This window comes from Microbacterium sp. STRO-1N (assembly GCF_057748015.1).
Window position 1 is genome coordinate 2,397,929 of the sequence record NZ_CM173234.1, and the last position, 15,740, is coordinate 2,413,668.

The window sequence follows — 15,740 nt, forward strand, 5'->3', positions numbered from 1 at the left end:
GCACGGGCGCTTGGCGCTCGTAGGCCAGAACGATGAAGGCTCTGGATGTGACGTACGGAATTCGCAGATTGCGATGGGGGCCAGATTCACGAAACTACGCGGACCCCTCCGCTCGTTCCTTTACTGTACCACCCCGCACATCGACGGCCGGCATGATGGCGTCCCACGGGGTGTCCGTGACCCTGGTCGCCACGTCGACGGCTTCGAGGCGTCGGCCAGGGCCGTCGCACAGCACCAGGACACTGGGTCCGGCACCCGAAACGACGGCGGCGAAGCCCGCCTGCCGCAGTGCCTGCACGAGTGCGTACGTCTCCGGCATCGCCTGGGCGCGGTAATCCTGGTGCAGGCGATCGGCGGTCGCGTCCAGCAGCAGTTCGGGGCTCTGCGTCAACGCCGCGATCAGCAGAGCCGAGCGCGAGACGTTGAACACGGCATCCTCACGAGGTACCTGCATCGGCTGCAGCGAGCGGGCGAGCGTCGTCGAAACGGTGTGCTCCGGCACCAGCACGAGCGGCGCGACGCCGCGGTGCACCTGCAGCTTCTTGTGCCGCGGGCCGTCCTCGCCCGTCCACGCGATCGTCAGCCCGCCGAACAGCGCAGGGGCGACGTTGTCAGGATGACCCTCGAGCTCGGTCGCCAGGCGCAGCAGCGCGTCATCGTCGAGCTCGACGACACCCGAGAGCAATCCCTGCGCGGCGAGCACGCCGGCGGCGACGGCCGCGCCCGAGGAGCCGAGCCCGCGGCCGTGCGGCACGCCGTTCCGCGCGACGATGCGCAACCCGGGGACCTCGCGACCGGCATCCGCATACACATGCGCGATCGAGCGATAGACGAGGTTCGATTCGTCTCGGGCGATCTCGTCCGCTCCGGTGCCGGAGACCTCGATCTCGAGGCGGTCATCCGACAGCGGCGTGACGACGAGTTCGTCGTAGACGCTCAGCGCGAGGCCGAGCGTGTCGAAACCGGGACCGAGATTGGCGCTGGTCGCCGGGACGCGGACGACGATCGAGGTCATCTCACTCCCCCTCGACGCGCAGCACGGCGATCACGCGGTCGACGACATCGCTCGCGGCGAGGCGCTCGACCGTGGTGCTGAGCGCGCCCTCAGAGGCGCGGTGCGTGCCGATCACGAGCCGAGCGGTGCCTTCGCCTTCCGTGGTCTGCACGACCGTCGCGACCGAGACGTCGCCCTCGCTGAGGAGGCCAGCGACCCGGGCGAGCACACCCGGCTGGTCCTCGACCTCGAGCGTGATCTGGTAGCGCGTGGTGACGTGCGCGATGGGCACGATGGGCAGATTCGCCCTCGTGGATTCGCCGACCCCGACGCCGCCGGCGATGTGCCGACGGGCCGCCGACACGACGTCGCCGAGCACGGCGGACGCGGTCTGCACCCCACCGGCGCCTGCTCCGTAGAACATCAGCGAGCCGGCTGCCTCCGCCTCGACGAACACAGCGTTGTTCGCGCCGTGCACCGAGGCGAGCGGGTGGCTGCGGGCGACGAGCGCCGGATAGACGCGCACCGAGATGGACTCGACGCCGTCGACCGTGAGGCGCTCGCACACCGCGAGGAGCTTGATGACGTAGCCGGCGTCGCGCGCCTGCTGGATCATTCCCGCACTGATGCCGGTGATGCCCTCGCGGTGCACCGCATCCAGCGGGACGGTGGTGTGGAAGGCGAGACTCGCGAGGATCGCCGCCTTCTGCGCAGCGTCGTAGCCCTCGACATCCGCGGTCGGATCCGCTTCGGCGTAGCCCAGTCGCTGCGCATCGGCGAGCACGTCGTCGAAGTCGGCTCCCTCGGTGTCCATGCGGTCGAGGATGTAGTTCGTGGTGCCGTTGACGATGCCCATGATGCGCACGACCCGATCGCCGGCGAGCGAATCGCGCAGCGGTCGGATGATGGGGATGGCACCTGCCGCAGCCGCCTCGTAGTACACCGAGGCTCCGACCTGGTCGGCCGCCTCGAAGAGCTCGGGGCCGTGCGACGCCAGCAGAGCCTTGTTGGCGGTGACGACATCGGCGCCGGAGCCCAGGGCGGTCAGCACCTGGGTGCGGGCAGGCTCGATGCCGCCCATCAGCTCGATCACGATGTCGCTGCCGAGGATCAGGCTCTCAGCGTCCGTCGTGATCAGCTCGCGCGGGAGTTCGACGTCGCGAGCCGCGTCCGGATTGCGCACGGCGATCCCCGCCAGCTCGAGGCGAGCACCGGCCCGGTCCGCCAGCTCATCGCCGTGCCGCAGCAGCAGGGAGGCGACCTGCGACCCCACGGCTCCGGCGCCGAGCAGCGCCACTCGAAGCGTTCGATACTGTGCCGGATCGTTCCCGCGGGTCATCGTTCTCCTTCTGCGGAGCCGGAGGCCCCGCCGTCAGCGGTGCGGATGCCGGTGACACCGGCATCCCGGGCAAGCAGGTCGTCGATCGTCTCGCCGCGCACGATCACCCGGGACGTGCCGCGGGACACGGCGACGACCGCGGGGCGCGGGACGTGGTTGTAGTTGCTGGCCAGCGACGCGCAGTAGGCGCCCGTGGCCGGCACCGCGAGCAGATCTCCTGGTGCCAGATCATCGGGCAGGTACTCGTGATCGACGACGATGTCACCGGATTCGCAGTGCTTTCCGACGACGCGGACGAGCACGGGATCGCCACCGCCGGCGCGCGACGCGAGCCGTGCAGAGAACTGCGCACCGTACAGGGCAGGGCGGGCATTGTCGCTCATCCCGCCGTCGACGCTGACGTAGCGGCGTGCTCCCGCGTCGAGCGTGACGTCCTTGGTCGTGCCGATCTCGTAGAGGGTGACTCCGGCCGTGCCGACGATCGCACGGCCGGGTTCGAAAGCGAGTTCGGGGAGCGGGATGCCGCGGACGGCGCAGCCCGCCGCGACGGCGTCGACGATCTCGGCGGCGAGGTCGGAGATCGGCGTCGGGTCGTCCACGCGGGTGTAGGCGATGCCGAACCCGCCGCCGAGGTTCAGCAGCGGCAGCTCTCCTCCGGCTCGCAGTCGCTCGTGCAGCTCGAGCACGCGGCCGGCCGACTCGCGGAACCCGGCGACGCCGAAGATCTGCGATCCGATGTGGCAGTGCAGTCCGAGCAGCCGCAGTCCGTCGATCTCTCGGATGCGGGCTGCGGCGGCCTCGGCATCCGGGAAGGCGAAGCCGAACTTCTGGTCTTCGTGCGCCGTCGCGAGGAAGTCATGGGTCTCGGCGTGCACGCCGCTGTTCACACGGATGAGGATGCTCTGCACGGCACCGGTGCGGGCGGTGATCGCGCCGAGCCGCTCGATCTCGATGAGGCTGTCGACGATGATCGTGCCGACGCCGATCTCGACCGCTCGTTCGAGCTCCGAGACGGACTTGTTGTTCCCGTGGAAGCCGATGCGCCGGGGCTCCACGCCTGCCGCGAGCGCGACCTCGAGCTCGCCGCGCGTGCAGACGTCGACGTTCAGGCCCTCGTCCGTGACCCACCGCGCGACGGCGGTGGAGAGGAACGCCTTGCCCGCGTAGTAGACCCGGGCCGTCGTGCCGTGCTCGGCTGTCGCCGCGGTGAACGCGTCGTGGAACGCACGCGCCCTGGAACGCACCTCGTCCTCGTCGAGCACGAGCACCGGCGAACCGTACGTGCGCACGAGTTCGGCGGCGCCGAGGCCCGCGATGCGGAGCTGTCCGGTTTCGTCTCGGACGGTGGATGCCGGCCACACACCGGGGGCGAGATCGTTGGCGTCCTCTGGCACGTGGAGCCAGTCAGGGGCGAGTGAATCGGCGGGGGGAAGCACAGCGGACCAATCGTGGGTTCGGGTTCTCGGGCGAAGAGACGCACGGCGAGGTTGCCCCCGATTCTAGGGCAACGACTCATCGGCCTCCGTCATGGTGACGTTGTGTTCCGCAGCGGTACTCGATCGGTCGTGCTGCGGGCAAGCCCCCTGCGTCGCGTCCGGACGGTGCCGTACGGTTGCGGCATGAAGACGGTCGAACGCGTCACCGCCTGGGCGCTGCAGCGCAGGCTCGTGCGGGCGGTGCTGCTGTACGTCGAACGACGCGGCGCCATGCTGGCAGACAGCGTCACGTATCGCGCACTTTTCAGCGTGTTCGCCGGGGTTCTGCTGGGCTTCTCGCTCGCCACGGTCTGGCTCGCGGACAATCCGCAGGCGTGGGCCGCTCTCGTCGCCTCGGTGGACGCCGCGATCCCCGGCCTGTTCGGCGAAGACGGCGTCATCGCAGACCCCGAGGAGATCGCCGTTCCCGCCGGACTGTCGCTCGCGAGCATCATCTCGACCGTCGCACTGGTCGTTGCGGCGCTCGGCGCCGTCGGGTCGTTGCGCACCGCCGTGCGCACCATCGCCGACACCGTGACAGCCGACGTCTTCATCGTGTGGGTCGTGCTGCGCAATCTGCTGCTCGCAGTGGGCATCGGCACCGCCTTCCTGGCCGCGGCCGTGCTCACCGCACTGGGGCGGCTCGGCATCACGTGGCTGACCGGACTGCTGGGCATCCAGAGCGGTTCCGTCGGAGCCGAGTGGGGTGTCCGAGCGGTGTCACTTCTCGTCGTTTTCGCGCTCGACGCCGGACTGATCGCCGGTGTCTTCGTCCTGCTCTCCGGACGCCGCGCGCCGGGACGCGCACTGTGGCCCGGTGCGTTCCTCGGCGCGATCGGCCTCATCATCCTCCAGGAGCTGTCGACCCTGTTCGTCGGCGGCGCGGCATCCAATCCTCTGCTCGCGACCTTCGCGTCGCTGCTGGCGCTGCTGATCTGGATGAACTTCTCGACGCAGGTGATCCTGATCGCCTGCGCATACGTCGTCACCGGCATCGAGGAGTCCGAGGATCGGGTCAGCGCACGATTCGGCGCCAGCACGTTCGCACAGCGTCGCGTCCAGAGGGCTGAGCACGACGTCGGCGTCGCAGTGACCGCGCTGAAGGCCGCCAGGGAGGCGGCATCCTCCGAGTCGAAGGAGTGAGATCTACTCGCAGACGCCGTTCTCCTGCAACGCAGGATCCGAGACGATTCCTCCGGCGACGGACAGGTCCGCGACGGCCTCGGAGCCCTCGATCGTCAGTCCCGTGAGCGTGAGTCCGGCCGGCAGCTGATCCGCGATGCAGATGTACTGCGTCTCCGTCAGGCGCGAACCGAGCTCTCCCAGCCGATCCGATACCTCGTCGGCGTTCAGTTCCACTCCCCCGATGAGCAGTCTGACCGGGGTGAGCGTGAGTTCTCCGCCCTCTGCGCCTGGTATCGCCGTGAGGGCGACCGGCAGGCCGAAGCCGAGCACGGGGACGGACCCAGCGGCCGTGACGTCCGGTTCTTCGAACGTGAGCGAATCGATGGGCAGGTCCGTGTGCTCGAGAAGCGACTGGAACTGCTCCTGATCGATCCGGACCGTCCCGCTCGCCGATTCCAGATCGCCGCCGCGCAGCGGGACGCCCAGCGCGGTGACGTCGACGGCGCCCGTGATGTCGCCGATGGTCACGGCATCCGTGGAGAGCTTCAGCTCGGTCAGGTTCCCCGCGATCAGCTGCGGCAGCAGGACGCCTTCCGCCTGCACGTCGAGTTGCTGGTCGGCCGGGAGATCGAGCTGGTCGATCACGATGCCGCGGGCGATACCGGGCAGCACCGCGCGCGCGATCAGCTCGGCCGCCACGACGAGCACGATGAGGACCACGACGACACCGCCGACGATCCACGGCCAGCGCTTGCGCTTCGGCTTCGGTGCGGATGCCGTGGCATCCACCTTTCCGGGGATCACGAGGGTCGGATGCTCGATCGAGAGGTCCGGATAAGGCTCGGTGCGGTTGTCGTCGCTCATGATCCCTTTCGGCCGGTCGTCCGGACTACATGCGCTCCGGCGCGGAGACGCCGAGCAGGTCGAGCCCGTTGCGGAAGACCTGTCCGGCGGCGTCGTTCAGCCACAGACGGGTGCGATGCACGCTCTCGATCGGGTCGTCACCCTGCGGGATGACGCGGCAGTTGTCGTACCAGCGGTGGTACAGGCCCGCGAGTTCCTCGAGATAGCGCGCGATGCGGTGCGGCTCTCGGACCTGAGCGGCGAAGGCCACGATGCGCGGGAACTCCTGCAGGGCGCCCAGCAGCGCGGACTCGGTCTCGTGCGTGAGCGTCTCGGGCACGAACTCGCTGCGGTCGACGCCGGAGTCAGTGGCGTTGCGTGCGACGTTGTGCGTGCGGGCATGCGCGTACTGCACGTAGAACACCGGGTTGTCGTTGGTGCGCTTCTGCAGCAGCTCAGGGTCGAGATCCAGCGGCGAGTCCGCCGGCGACCGCTCCAGCGAGTAGCGCAGAGCGTCGGTGCCGAGCCAGGCCAGCAGATCGTCCATCTCGATGATGTTCCCGGCGCGCTTGCTGAGACGGGCGCCGTTGATGGAGACCATCTGACCGATCAGGACGTGGATGTTCTTCTCCGGGTCCTCACCGGCGGCGCCGGCGACCGCCTTCAGACGGTGCACATAGCCGTGGTGGTCGGCACCGAGGAGGTAGATCTTGTTCTCGAACCCGCGGTCGCCCTTGCTCAGGTAGTAGGCGGCGTCCGCGGCGAAGTACGTGTACTCCCCGTTCGAGCGGCGGATGACACGGTCCTTGTCGTCGCCGAAGTCAGTCGTGCGCACCCAGACGGCGCCGTCCTCGTCGAAGACGTGACCCTGTTCGCGCAGGCGGTCGACGGCCTGGTCGATGAGGCTCGAGCCCTCGGCGTCCTTCGCGTGCAGAGTGCGCTCGGAGAACCACACGTCGAACGGCACGTTGAACTGCGCGAGCGAGTTCTTGATCTCGGCGAGCTGATACTCGTAGGCGAGGTCGCGGGCGACGACGAGCTGCTCGTTCTCGGGAAGGCCGAGCAGATCGGGGCGCGCCTCGACGACTCGCCCGGCCAGTGCGGTGATGTACTCGCCCGGGTAGCCGCCCTCAGGGGTCGGCTCGCCCTTGGCCGCGGCGACGATGGACAGCGCGAAGCGCTCCATCTGCGCACCGGCGTCGTTGATGTAGTACTCGCGCACCGCGTTCGCGCCGCTGGCGAGCAGCAGGCGCACGATCGAATCGCCGAGAGCCGCCCAGCGGGTGTGCGCGATGTGCAGCGGGCCCGTCGGGTTCGCCGAGACGAACTCCACGTTCACGCTCACGCCCGCCTGAGAATCGTTGGTTCCGTACGCCGTGCCGGCGTCGACGATCGTCTTCGCCAGGACGCCCGCGGCGCCGGCCTCGAGACGGATGTTGATGAAACCGGGACCCGCGACCTCGGCGCTCGCAACGCCGTCGACCTCGGCGAGCGCGGTCGCGATCTGCTCGGCGAGGGCGCGCGGGTTGGTTCCCAGCGGCTTCGCGAGGCGCATCGCCAGGTTGGATGCCCAATCGCCGTGATCGCGGTTGCGCGGACGCTCCAGCACGACGTCGGATTCCGTGAGGTTCAGGGCCTCATCCGGTCGCAGGGATGCCGCGATCGGAGTGACGACGTTGAGGAGGGCTGCGGCGAGGGTGTCGGGGTTCATAGCGACCCCAGTTTACGGCTCCGACCGGGTCGGAATTTGCGCTGGGCTGATCGTGATCTACTCTCATGCCATGAACCTGGCTTCCCGCGCGCACCGAGGGCGCGTTCTCGCGTTCTGCGCGTTGGTCCTGGTGGCCGTCTCGGTGCTCCTTCTCGGGCTGTGGCGACCATGGGCGCCGTTGCCGGAGGCTGCTCCGATCGGTGCCGGCGATGCGGCCATGGTCGCCGAGCCAGCACCGCTCGCGCTCCCCGAGCATCCGGTCGTGCTCGTGTTCGGCGACTCGTGGACCTACGGGTCCGCAGCGGCACCCTTCACGCACGGCTACGCCTACCGACTCGGAGGCCTGTTGAACGGCGAATCGGTGGTCAAAGGCGTCCGAGGCAGCGGTTATCTCAAGCCAGGACTCGACGGCCCGGCCTTCGGCGAACGCATCGCCGCGTTGAACCCCGGGCTCGACCCGGATCTCGTGATCATCCAGGGATCGATCAACGACCGCCTGCAGGGCGAGGCCGGCTACCGGGATGCCGTGAACGCGGCGTGGGATGCGCTCGCTGGTCTGTATCCGGATGCCGCGATCGTCGTCCTGGGACCGGCACCGCACGAACTGCCCGTCGGCGAGGGGACGGCGCGCATCGATGTGGATCTCGGCGAGCTCGCAGCCTCGCGCGGCTGGTGGTACATCTCCCCCATCGCTCGGGAGTGGATCACCCCCGACAACTATCTCGACGTGATCGATGTGGACCTCGGACGCAAGCATCCGTCCACCGCCGGTCATCAGTACCTCGCGGAGAAAGTCGTCGAAGCACTCGCCGAGTTCGGCGGAGAGCTGACGACTGCGCCGGTCGGGTCGGAGACCGTGCCCGAGCAGTGATATCGTCGTTCGGTACGCCTCCGTAGCTCAGTGGATAGAGCGCCGGTTTCCGGTACCGTAGGTCGCAGGTTCGACTCCTGTCGGGGGCACATTCGCGAAGAGGGCCGTCCATCCGGACGGCCCTCTTCGCGTCTCCGTCGGCGGACGGGAAAGAAGACAAACGTCGATTCTGAGAATCCAGAACCAACGTTTGTCTTCTTTCCCGACTCGGGACCGCCCTAGGATCGGCAAGCATGGGCCCCAATGCCACCCTGGATGGACGCACCGCCTGATGTCCTGGTGGAGCGACGAGGAATGGGCCGCCCTCAACGCGGTAGCCGGGTGCGGCATGTGCGCCGATGCACATCTCCATTCCAATCCGCACAGCGTCTTGATCGCCTCGACCGACACGACCCACCTGCGCCTTGCGCGCAACCAGGCACATGCCGGCTATGGCCTCGTCATCCTTCGCGAGCACCATACGGACCTCGCAGATCTCGCGCCCGGCCAGTTGGCCGCGTTCTGGCGCGACGTGCAGCGGGCCGGGCGCGCGATCGGGGCAGCCCTGGAGCCCCGAAAGATCGACTATCTCGTCATGGGGCACCGGATGCCGCATCTGCACTGCCACCTGCTCCCCCAGCACGCGGGCGATGATCCGACACGGAACGTCGACATCTCCGACGGGCCAGTGTTCCTCGATCGCGACGCGCTGACTGCACGCGCCGACGCCATCAGGCAGGCATGGATGACACTCTGACGCAGATCTTCCCGTCAATTGAGTTGTGCACAACTCAATTGCGTGCAACTATTAAGGTATGAGCATCACAGACGAGATGGTGTGCTTCTCCCTCTACTCGGCGGCACGCGCGACGACCCAGGTGTACCGGACGCTGCTCGCGCCATGGAAGCTCACCTATCCGCAGTACCTCGTGCTCGCCGTCCTCTGGAACGAGGGCGAGCAGACCATCGGCTCTCTGGGCGACGCCATGCAGCTCGACTCCGGAACTCTCTCTCCCCTGGTCCGCCGGCTCGAGCAGGCCGGACTCGTCACCAAGACGCGCAGCACGATCGACGAACGCGTCGTCACGGTGCAGCTCACCGACGAAGGCCAGGCACTGCGTGCCGAACTCGCCCCCATCCGCGCACAGGTCGCCGAGCTCGCCGGCATCCATGACGATGCCCACCGCCGCCGCCTCATCGCAGAACTGCAAGAGCTGACCGCTCTGCTCCAGGCGGGCACACCCATCGCAACGAACTGACCCCGTCCACGAACACAGGAAGAAGGAATCCACACGATGGAAGCCCTGTACACCGCCGAAGCCGTCGCCACCGGCGCCGGCCGCAACGGCCGCGTCGCCACGAGCGAAGGCCGCCTCGACCTGGATCTCGCCATCCCCAAGGAGATGGGCGGCTCCGGTGACGGCGCCAACCCCGAACAGCTTTTCGCCGCCGGCTACGCCGCGTGCTTCCACTCGGCGCTGCAGACCGTCGCCCGGGCGCAGAAGGTGTCGATCGCGGACTCGTCCGTCGGAGCCCGCGTGCAGATCGGGTCCAACGGTGCCGGCGGCTACGGCCTCGCCGTGCAGCTCGAGGTCGTCATCCCCGACCTCCCCCACGATCAGGCCCAGGCGCTGGCGGATGCCGCGCATCAGGTCTGCCCTTATTCGAACGCGACGCGTGGAAACATCGACGTCGCCATCACGGTGTCGGAGGACTGATGCGCGCTCTCATCCACCACACATTCGGCCCGGCCGAGGACGTCCTCGTCGTCGAAGACCGCCCGATGCCGGAACCAGGCCCCGGCCAGGTCCGTCTGCGGATCGTGCTCTCCCCCATCCACAATCACGACATCTGGACGATCCGCGGGACATACGGCTTCAAGCCCGAGCTGCCCGCGGCATCCGGAACCGAGGCCCTCGGCATCGTGGATGCCCTCGGCGAGGGCGTCGAGAACCTCGCCGTCGGACAGCGCGTCGCCAGCGGCGGAGCGTTCGGAGCCTGGGCGGAGTACATCGTCACGAACGCGGCCGGGCTCATCCCCGTGCCGGAGGCCCTGCCCGATGAGGCCGCCGCCCAGTTGATCTCGATGCCCTTCAGCACGATCAGCCTGCTGCAGTTCCTCGAGGTGAACGAGGGCGACTGGATCGTCCAGAACGCGGCGAACGGCGCCGTCGGCCGCATGCTCGCGCAGCTCGGCAAGGCGCGTGGCATCAACGTCCTCGGTCTCGTCCGACGCGCCGAGGGCATCGAGGAGCTCCGTTCCCAGGGCATCGAGAACGTCATCTCCACCGATCAGGACGACTGGCGCGAGCAGGCGGCGAAGCTCACCGGCGGCGCCCCGATCGTCGCCGGCGTCGACTCGGTCGGTGGCGCCGCATCCGGACATGTCCTGTCGCTGCTCGCCGAGAACGGCACGCTCGTCGCCTTCGGCGCCATGAGCTCGCCGGTCATGGAGATTGCATCCGGCGACGTCATCTTCAAGCAGGCCACGGTCAAGGGCTTCTGGGGAAGCAAGGTCAGCCAGACGATGGATACCGCGACCAAGGGCGCCCTCTTCGGGGAGCTGATCCAGCGCGTCTCCGACGGAACGCTCACGCTGCCGGTCGCCGGGACCTTCGACGCCGCTGATGCCGCGGACGCCGTGCGCGCGAGCAACACGGCGGGCCGTATCGGCAAGGTGCTGCTGAAGTTCTGAGCCGCTCGTCGTCCCCGCGTGGAAGACAATCGCCGGTCATCACCTCCGATGACCGGCGTTCGTCTTTCATGCCGAGCTACGGGATGTACTCCGGCTGCATGTCGGCGCCCATGCCGAACAGGTCGCCTGCCCACAGCACCTGGCCGACGATGATACCCAGGACGGATGCCGCGGCGACTGCCGCGACCACCATCGCCGGGATGCCGAGAAAGCCGAACACGAGAAAACCGACATGCAGGACTCCGTTTTCGGCGGGAGTCCCAAGGCCGACAGCATGCTGTCCACGATCCTGACGCCACAGGCCGGCGGAGCGTCTGTTGAGGTATGGGCGGCGGAAGTCGACGGCCGCATCGTCAGCGCCGGCCGGATCGACCGGATCCCGGGAACAGCGTTCGCCGGCATCTGGGGCGGAGCGACCCTCCCCGAGTACCGAGGGCGCGGCATCTACCGGGCGCTCACCGCTGCCCGCGCGCGCTCCGCGATGTCGCAGGGCGTGCGCTGGATCCATTCGGACTCGACCGAGGCTTCACGCCCGATACTGGAGCGCGCAGGCCTGGTGAAGGTCACTGAGACTGTTCCATGGGTGTGGGAGCGCGCTGCCGGGTACTGAGGCAGTTACACGCCGTCGCGCTCCCACCGGCGTACATGCAACGCCCTCAGCTCGTCCGCGAAGACGAGCGCAGGGCCGTCGACGACGGCATCCGGCACGATCTCCTGAATCGGCAGCGGTGCCACAGGCCCCGCCGCCACACCGCGCTCGGCCGCCCATGCCAGCAGCTGCTCGGTCGAGCCCGCATAGACGATGCGTCCCAGCCCGACCCAGCCGTGGCTCGCCGAGCACATCGGGCAGTGCTCTCCGGACGTGTAGACGACGGCGGTCGCACGTTCCGTCGGGCTCAGGTGAGCGGCGGCCCACCGGCTGATCTCGAGCTCCGGATGCCGCGTCGCATCGCCGTCCTTCACACGATTGCGGTCCTCGAACAGCACCTCACCGCCGGCCGACACCAGCACGGAACCGAACGGCTCGTCCCCGTCCTCGAGCGCCTCACGCGCCAGCTCCACGCATCGCCGCAGGTGGACAAGATCAGTTTCCGAGATCGCCATGGATCAAGCGTCTCGCCTGCACGACGGGACGCGCAAGGCGGATCAGTCGGTACCCGACACCCAGGCGTACGGCAGGAACTTCCCGTCGATCGTGATCACCACACGGTCGCCGTCCGGATGCGACACCCGGTCGAACGAGACGCTGCAGTTGATGGCGCTCATGATCCCGTCGCCGAACTCGTCGTGGATGAGCGACTTCAGGGCGGGTCCGTACACCTGCACCAGCTCGTGGAAGCGGTAGATCGTCGGGTCGCTGGAGACATCGGATGCCGCGGCACGATTGGGCTGTCGGACCAGCGCCGCGATCAGCTCGTCATCCAGATCCAGTGCGTAGCCGAGTTCTTCGGCCTGTCCGGGGGTGAGCGGATGCATCCCGAGCGCTGCGGCAGCCAACCAGACCGGTGGAACATCCAACCGGTCGGCCAGTGTGCGCCAGCTGAGGCCGGCCCGAGCACGGCGGTCCTCGATCAGTTCACCGACATCCTGCTTCGAGATCATCTCGTGTCAACTCCTCCTGGCGCTCACGGCGCCTGCGTTCCTGCTCTGAAGGCTAGGCAGGAGGTGTTGCGGCGCGGCATCGCGCGCGTCACGAGCGCGTTACGTCAGATCCGGCCGCGAACGGGAGTCCTCTCGATCGGGTCCTCCGCTTCCGGCATGGCCATCTCCGCGCGGACCCCCAGCAACCGGATCTCCCGCCCCTCGTCGAGCGTCGCGGCGAGCGCGACGGCGGCGGCCACGACATCCTCGCGATCCACGGTCGTCGCGGCCAGCTTACGGCCGAACGTCTTCGTCTCGAACGGTGCATATCGCACTTTCAGGTGCACGCGGATCACCGGTCGCCCCTCGGCCGCGCAGTCCGCGAACGCCTGGCCGGCCAGCGCCCGCACGGCATCGGCGACCTCCGCATCCGTGACGAGATTCTGCTGGAACGTCGTCTCCCGGCTGTGACTGCGGGCGACCCATGGGGTGTCGTCGACGACCTCGGGTCCCTTCCCCGAGCCGAGCCCGTGATACCAGACGCCCATCTTCGGACCGAACTCCGCGACGACCTCGGCCTCATCGGAGTCCGCCAGCTCCCGCACCGTTCTGATCCCGTGCTCGGCGAGCCGCTTCTGCACCTTGGGGCCCACTCCCCACAGGTTCCGCGTGGACTTCTCCCCCATCACGTCGAACCAGTTCTCCCGCGTCAGCCGGAACATTCCCCGCGGCTTGCCGAACTCGGTGGCGATCTTGGCTCTGATCTTGTTGTCGCCGATGCCCACGGAGCAGTGCAGACCGGTCGCTTCGAGCACGGCATCCTGCGCCTGGCGCGCGACGGCTTCCGGGTCGTCGGTCTCGACCCCGAGGAAGCACTCGTCCCACCCGATGATCTCCAGGACGACTCCGGGGAGCGCCCGCAACGCGGCCATCACTTCGTGGGAGGCCTGCTCGTACGCCGCGTGGTCGACCGGCAGGAAGACCGCCTCCGGCGGTGCCTTGCGCGCGGCGATCTTCAACGGCATCCCTGATCCGATGCCGAAGGCTCTCGCCTCATAGGATGCCGTGGACACGACCGCCCGCTCGGTCGGGTCGCCTCTGCCGCCGACGATCACGGGAAGTCCCGCGAGCTCGGGCCGGCGCAGGACTTCGACCGCAGCGATGAACTGGTCCATGTCGACGTGCAGCACCCAGGCGCCCATGCGACGAGTCTGCCGCGCATCGATCCGGATGTCACCCGCTGCTGATCCCCTGGGTGTGCCGCATATGCTGACGGCGTGTCTTCTTCGAGAGCATCGCAGGCCATCGGAACAGCACGCGTGGCGGTCGGTGCACTCACGATCGGCATCCTCGCGTACGCCTATGCACTGCGTATCGCCGCCGGCGACAGCAACCCGTTCGACTACTTCGGATACTTCACGAACCAGACGACGCTGTTCACCGGTGTCGTGCTCTTCCTCGCCGGCGTCACGAACCTGCAGGGCCGTCCGCTCCAGGGCGGGCTCATCCTGCTGCGGGCCACGGCGGCGACGTACCTCATCGTCGTGGGCGTGATCTACAACGTGCTGGTGCCGGGAACGGGATCCGCGCCGCCCTGGGTGAGCGCCGCTCTGCACATCGCGTTGCCGATCCTCGTGCTGGCGGACTGGATCCTCAGCCCCGATCGCCGGGTCCTCGCCTGGCGGATCATCTGGGTCGTACTGCCGTATCCCGTACTGTGGTTGACCGTCGTGCTGCTGCGCGGGGTGACCGACGGCTGGGTTCCGTACGGCTTCCTGCTGCCCGAACGCGGTACCGCGTCGCTGTGGCTGCACATCGTAGGGCTCCTCTGCGCGATGCTGGCCGCTGCCGCGCTGGTCTGGTCGCTCAGCAGGACCAGGACGGTGGTGTACCCTTCAGAAGGCCGATCCGGCCCCGAACCGACCCGAGGCAGGTGATGCGCGATGTCCAGTGATAGTCGCCGCGCCACCGCTCATGCTTCGCTGGTCGGCATCTCGATGCGCTGAACCTCGCGAGCAGGCGGTGGCGTGAACGCGCGCATGCGCGCCCACCGCGACGCCGATCCGCGTCGCGTCAACGCCAGTGATCGAGGTGAATCATGACCGCTCTCATCGACAACGCCGTCTACGTCGACGGCCGCCGTGCCGGCAACCCCGCCGACCTGACCGACACCTACGAGACCATGCGCGAGCACGACGGCATGGCGTGGATCGGGCTGTACCGCCCGAGCCCCGCCGAGGTGCATTCCATCGCCGAGGAGTTCTCGCTGCATCCGCTCGCGGTCGAGGACGCCCTGGCCGGACACCAGCGCGCCAAGCTGGAACGCTATGGCGACACGCTGTTCGTCGTCCTTCGTCCGGCCCGTTATCTCGATGACACCGAGGTGGTCGAGTTCGGCGAGCTGCACATGTTCGTCGGCAAGGACTTCGTCGTCACGATCCGTCATGCCGAGACACCGGGCCTCGCGACCGTCCGCCGGCGGCTCGAGTCGACGCCCGAGCTGCTGGCGATGGGGCCGGAGGCCGTGCTGTATGCGATCCTCGACGAGGTCGTCGACGAGTACGGACCGGTGATCGCCGGCCTCGAGAACGACATCGACGAGATCGAGGACCAGATCTTCGCCGGTGACGAAGCCGTGTCACGGCGCATCTACGAACTCTCCCGCGAGGTCATCAACTTCCAGCGCGCCACGCGCCCCCTCGTCGGCATGGTCGAAGGGCTGCTGCGGGGTTCCGACAAGTATCAGGTCGACATCGAGCTGCAGCGGAACCTGCGCGACGTGCTCGATCACACCCTGCGCATCGTCGATCGTGCCGACGCGTTCCGTGCGCTCCTCGAGAACGCCCTGAGTCTGAACGCCACTCTCGTCGCCCAGCGTCAGAACGACGAGGTGCGCCGCATGACCGAGCTCAGCCTCGTCCAGAACGACGAGGTGAAGAAGATCTCCGCCTGGGCCGCGATCCTGTTCGCCCCGACGCTGGTCGGCAGCGTGTACGGCATGAACTTCGACGTGATGCCCGAATTGCACTGGACCTGGGGATACCCGTTCGCGATGCTCCTCATGCTCGGCGTCGGTGTCGGCCTCTACGCCGCGTTCAAGTGGAAGAAGTGGCTCTAGGTCGGAGGC

18 protein-coding genes and 1 tRNA gene are annotated in these 15,740 nt (G+C 68.2%); 10 read left to right on the forward strand and 9 right to left on the reverse strand.

What is annotated here, in order from left to right; genetic code table 11:
• Positions 1-94: 94 nt before the first annotated feature.
• From thrB to lysA, 3 genes are read right to left on the reverse strand one after another with little or no spacing between them, the layout of a single operon-like run.
• On the reverse strand, positions 95-1,015 hold the full coding sequence (gene thrB, locus AC3ANJ_RS11620) for a homoserine kinase (protein WP_488316436.1): 921 nt from the start codon (positions 1,013-1,015) through the stop codon (positions 95-97).
• Between the two features lies 1 nt (position 1,016).
• Complete coding sequence (locus tag AC3ANJ_RS11625) at positions 1,017-2,333, reverse strand: homoserine dehydrogenase (protein ID WP_406249723.1); 1,317 nt, start codon at positions 2,331-2,333, stop codon at positions 1,017-1,019.
• Positions 2,330-3,769: a diaminopimelate decarboxylase gene (gene lysA, locus AC3ANJ_RS11630; RefSeq protein ID WP_488316437.1), complete on the reverse strand. Its 1,440-nt coding sequence runs from the start codon at positions 3,767-3,769 to the stop codon at positions 2,330-2,332. The genes AC3ANJ_RS11625 and lysA overlap by 4 nt, the downstream gene beginning before the upstream one ends.
• Positions 3,770-3,952: 183 nt before the next feature.
• On the opposite strand from lysA, the gene AC3ANJ_RS11635 reads away from it, so the two are divergent.
• Entirely contained in the window at positions 3,953-4,951 is a 999-nt protein-coding gene (locus AC3ANJ_RS11635) for a YihY/virulence factor BrkB family protein (protein ID WP_488316438.1), read from the forward strand.
• Between the two features lie 3 nt (positions 4,952-4,954).
• Here AC3ANJ_RS11635 and AC3ANJ_RS11640 read toward each other — a convergent pair whose 3' ends face one another.
• Complete coding sequence (locus AC3ANJ_RS11640) at positions 4,955-5,797, reverse strand: DUF2993 domain-containing protein (protein ID WP_488316439.1); 843 nt, start codon at positions 5,795-5,797, stop codon at positions 4,955-4,957.
• Between the two features lie 25 nt (positions 5,798-5,822).
• Positions 5,823-7,487: an arginine--tRNA ligase gene (gene argS / locus AC3ANJ_RS11645; protein ID WP_488316440.1), complete on the reverse strand. Its 1,665-nt coding sequence runs from the start codon at positions 7,485-7,487 to the stop codon at positions 5,823-5,825.
• Between the two features lie 70 nt (positions 7,488-7,557).
• On the opposite strand from argS, the gene AC3ANJ_RS11650 reads away from it, so the two are divergent.
• The 6 genes from AC3ANJ_RS11650 (at position 7,558) to AC3ANJ_RS11675 (ending at position 11,032) form a co-directional block, all read left to right on the forward strand.
• Complete coding sequence (locus tag AC3ANJ_RS11650) at positions 7,558-8,358, forward strand: SGNH/GDSL hydrolase family protein (protein ID WP_488316441.1); 801 nt, start codon at positions 7,558-7,560, stop codon at positions 8,356-8,358.
• Between the two features lie 16 nt (positions 8,359-8,374).
• Positions 8,375-8,447 (forward strand) — tRNA-Arg (locus tag AC3ANJ_RS11655).
• Between the two features lie 182 nt (positions 8,448-8,629).
• Positions 8,630-9,094 carry an HIT family protein gene (locus AC3ANJ_RS11660; protein WP_488316442.1) on the forward strand — a complete coding sequence of 155 codons (465 nt, stop codon included), beginning with the start codon at positions 8,630-8,632 and terminating at the stop codon, positions 9,092-9,094.
• Positions 9,095-9,152: 58 nt separating this feature from the next.
• Positions 9,153-9,596 (forward strand): MarR family winged helix-turn-helix transcriptional regulator, encoded by a 444-nt coding sequence (locus tag AC3ANJ_RS11665; RefSeq protein WP_488316443.1) that lies wholly within the window; start codon positions 9,153-9,155, stop codon positions 9,594-9,596.
• 36 nt (positions 9,597-9,632) lie between these two features.
• The gene (locus AC3ANJ_RS11670) at positions 9,633-10,055 is read left to right on the forward strand and encodes an organic hydroperoxide resistance protein (protein ID WP_488316444.1); all 423 of its coding nucleotides are present in this window, start codon (positions 9,633-9,635) and stop codon (positions 10,053-10,055) included.
• Entirely contained in the window at positions 10,055-11,032 is a 978-nt protein-coding gene (locus tag AC3ANJ_RS11675) for a zinc-binding dehydrogenase (protein WP_488316445.1), read from the forward strand. The genes AC3ANJ_RS11670 and AC3ANJ_RS11675 overlap by 1 nt, the downstream gene beginning before the upstream one ends.
• Positions 11,033-11,108: 76 nt before the next feature.
• Here AC3ANJ_RS11675 and AC3ANJ_RS11680 read toward each other — a convergent pair whose 3' ends face one another.
• Positions 11,109-11,252 (reverse strand): hypothetical protein, encoded by a 144-nt coding sequence (locus AC3ANJ_RS11680; protein WP_488316446.1) that lies wholly within the window; start codon positions 11,250-11,252, stop codon positions 11,109-11,111.
• 12 nt (positions 11,253-11,264) lie between these two features.
• Here AC3ANJ_RS11680 and AC3ANJ_RS11685 point away from each other — a divergent pair, with 12 nt between their 5' ends.
• Positions 11,265-11,642: a GNAT family N-acetyltransferase gene (locus AC3ANJ_RS11685; RefSeq protein WP_488316447.1), complete on the forward strand. Its 378-nt coding sequence runs from the start codon at positions 11,265-11,267 to the stop codon at positions 11,640-11,642.
• A 5-nt stretch (positions 11,643-11,647) separates the two neighbouring features.
• Here the strand turns inward: AC3ANJ_RS11685 and AC3ANJ_RS11690 are convergent, their stop codons facing one another.
• The 3 genes from AC3ANJ_RS11690 to AC3ANJ_RS11700 all read right to left on the reverse strand — a co-directional run bounded on the left by AC3ANJ_RS11690 (position 11,648) and on the right by AC3ANJ_RS11700 (position 13,815).
• Positions 11,648-12,136: a nucleoside deaminase gene (locus AC3ANJ_RS11690; RefSeq protein WP_488316448.1), complete on the reverse strand. Its 489-nt coding sequence runs from the start codon at positions 12,134-12,136 to the stop codon at positions 11,648-11,650.
• Positions 12,137-12,178: 42 nt separating this feature from the next.
• Positions 12,179-12,634: a cyanase gene (gene cynS, locus AC3ANJ_RS11695; protein ID WP_488316449.1), complete on the reverse strand. Its 456-nt coding sequence runs from the start codon at positions 12,632-12,634 to the stop codon at positions 12,179-12,181.
• Between the two features lie 104 nt (positions 12,635-12,738).
• Complete coding sequence (locus tag AC3ANJ_RS11700) at positions 12,739-13,815, reverse strand: DNA polymerase IV (RefSeq protein WP_488316450.1); 1,077 nt, start codon at positions 13,813-13,815, stop codon at positions 12,739-12,741.
• A gap of 75 nt (positions 13,816-13,890) precedes the next feature.
• Here AC3ANJ_RS11700 and AC3ANJ_RS11705 point away from each other — a divergent pair, with 75 nt between their 5' ends.
• Complete coding sequence (locus AC3ANJ_RS11705; RefSeq protein ID WP_488316451.1) at positions 13,891-14,550, forward strand: Pr6Pr family membrane protein; 660 nt, start codon at positions 13,891-13,893, stop codon at positions 14,548-14,550.
• A gap of 161 nt (positions 14,551-14,711) precedes the next feature.
• Positions 14,712-15,731: a magnesium/cobalt transporter CorA gene (gene corA / locus AC3ANJ_RS11710; protein WP_488316452.1), complete on the forward strand. Its 1,020-nt coding sequence runs from the start codon at positions 14,712-14,714 to the stop codon at positions 15,729-15,731.
• Positions 15,732-15,740 lie beyond the last annotated feature (9 nt).

Excerpts from the sequence above, each read along its gene's own strand:
- thrB (WP_488316436.1), bottom strand. The coding sequence starts at position 1,015 with ATGACCTCGATCGTCGTCCGCGTCCCGGCGACCAGCGCCAATCTCGGT.
- AC3ANJ_RS11625 (WP_406249723.1), bottom strand. The coding sequence starts at position 2,333 with ATGACCCGCGGGAACGATCCGGCACAGTATCGAACGCTTCGAGTGGCG.
- AC3ANJ_RS11635 (WP_488316438.1), top strand. The coding sequence starts at position 3,953 with ATGAAGACGGTCGAACGCGTCACCGCCTGGGCGCTGCAGCGCAGGCTC.
- AC3ANJ_RS11640 (WP_488316439.1), bottom strand. The coding sequence starts at position 5,797 with ATGAGCGACGACAACCGCACCGAGCCTTATCCGGACCTCTCGATCGAG.
- argS (WP_488316440.1), bottom strand. The coding sequence starts at position 7,487 with ATGAACCCCGACACCCTCGCCGCAGCCCTCCTCAACGTCGTCACTCCG.
- AC3ANJ_RS11650 (WP_488316441.1), top strand. The coding sequence starts at position 7,558 with ATGAACCTGGCTTCCCGCGCGCACCGAGGGCGCGTTCTCGCGTTCTGC.
- AC3ANJ_RS11660 (WP_488316442.1), top strand. The coding sequence starts at position 8,630 with ATGTCCTGGTGGAGCGACGAGGAATGGGCCGCCCTCAACGCGGTAGCC.
- AC3ANJ_RS11665 (WP_488316443.1), top strand. The coding sequence starts at position 9,153 with ATGAGCATCACAGACGAGATGGTGTGCTTCTCCCTCTACTCGGCGGCA.
- AC3ANJ_RS11670 (WP_488316444.1), top strand. The coding sequence starts at position 9,633 with ATGGAAGCCCTGTACACCGCCGAAGCCGTCGCCACCGGCGCCGGCCGC.
- AC3ANJ_RS11675 (WP_488316445.1), top strand. The coding sequence starts at position 10,055 with ATGCGCGCTCTCATCCACCACACATTCGGCCCGGCCGAGGACGTCCTC.
- AC3ANJ_RS11685 (WP_488316447.1), top strand. The coding sequence starts at position 11,265 with ATGCAGGACTCCGTTTTCGGCGGGAGTCCCAAGGCCGACAGCATGCTG.
- AC3ANJ_RS11690 (WP_488316448.1), bottom strand. The coding sequence starts at position 12,136 with ATGGCGATCTCGGAAACTGATCTTGTCCACCTGCGGCGATGCGTGGAG.
- cynS (WP_488316449.1), bottom strand. The coding sequence starts at position 12,634 with ATGATCTCGAAGCAGGATGTCGGTGAACTGATCGAGGACCGCCGTGCT.
- AC3ANJ_RS11700 (WP_488316450.1), bottom strand. The coding sequence starts at position 13,815 with ATGGGCGCCTGGGTGCTGCACGTCGACATGGACCAGTTCATCGCTGCG.
- corA (WP_488316452.1), top strand. The coding sequence starts at position 14,712 with ATGACCGCTCTCATCGACAACGCCGTCTACGTCGACGGCCGCCGTGCC.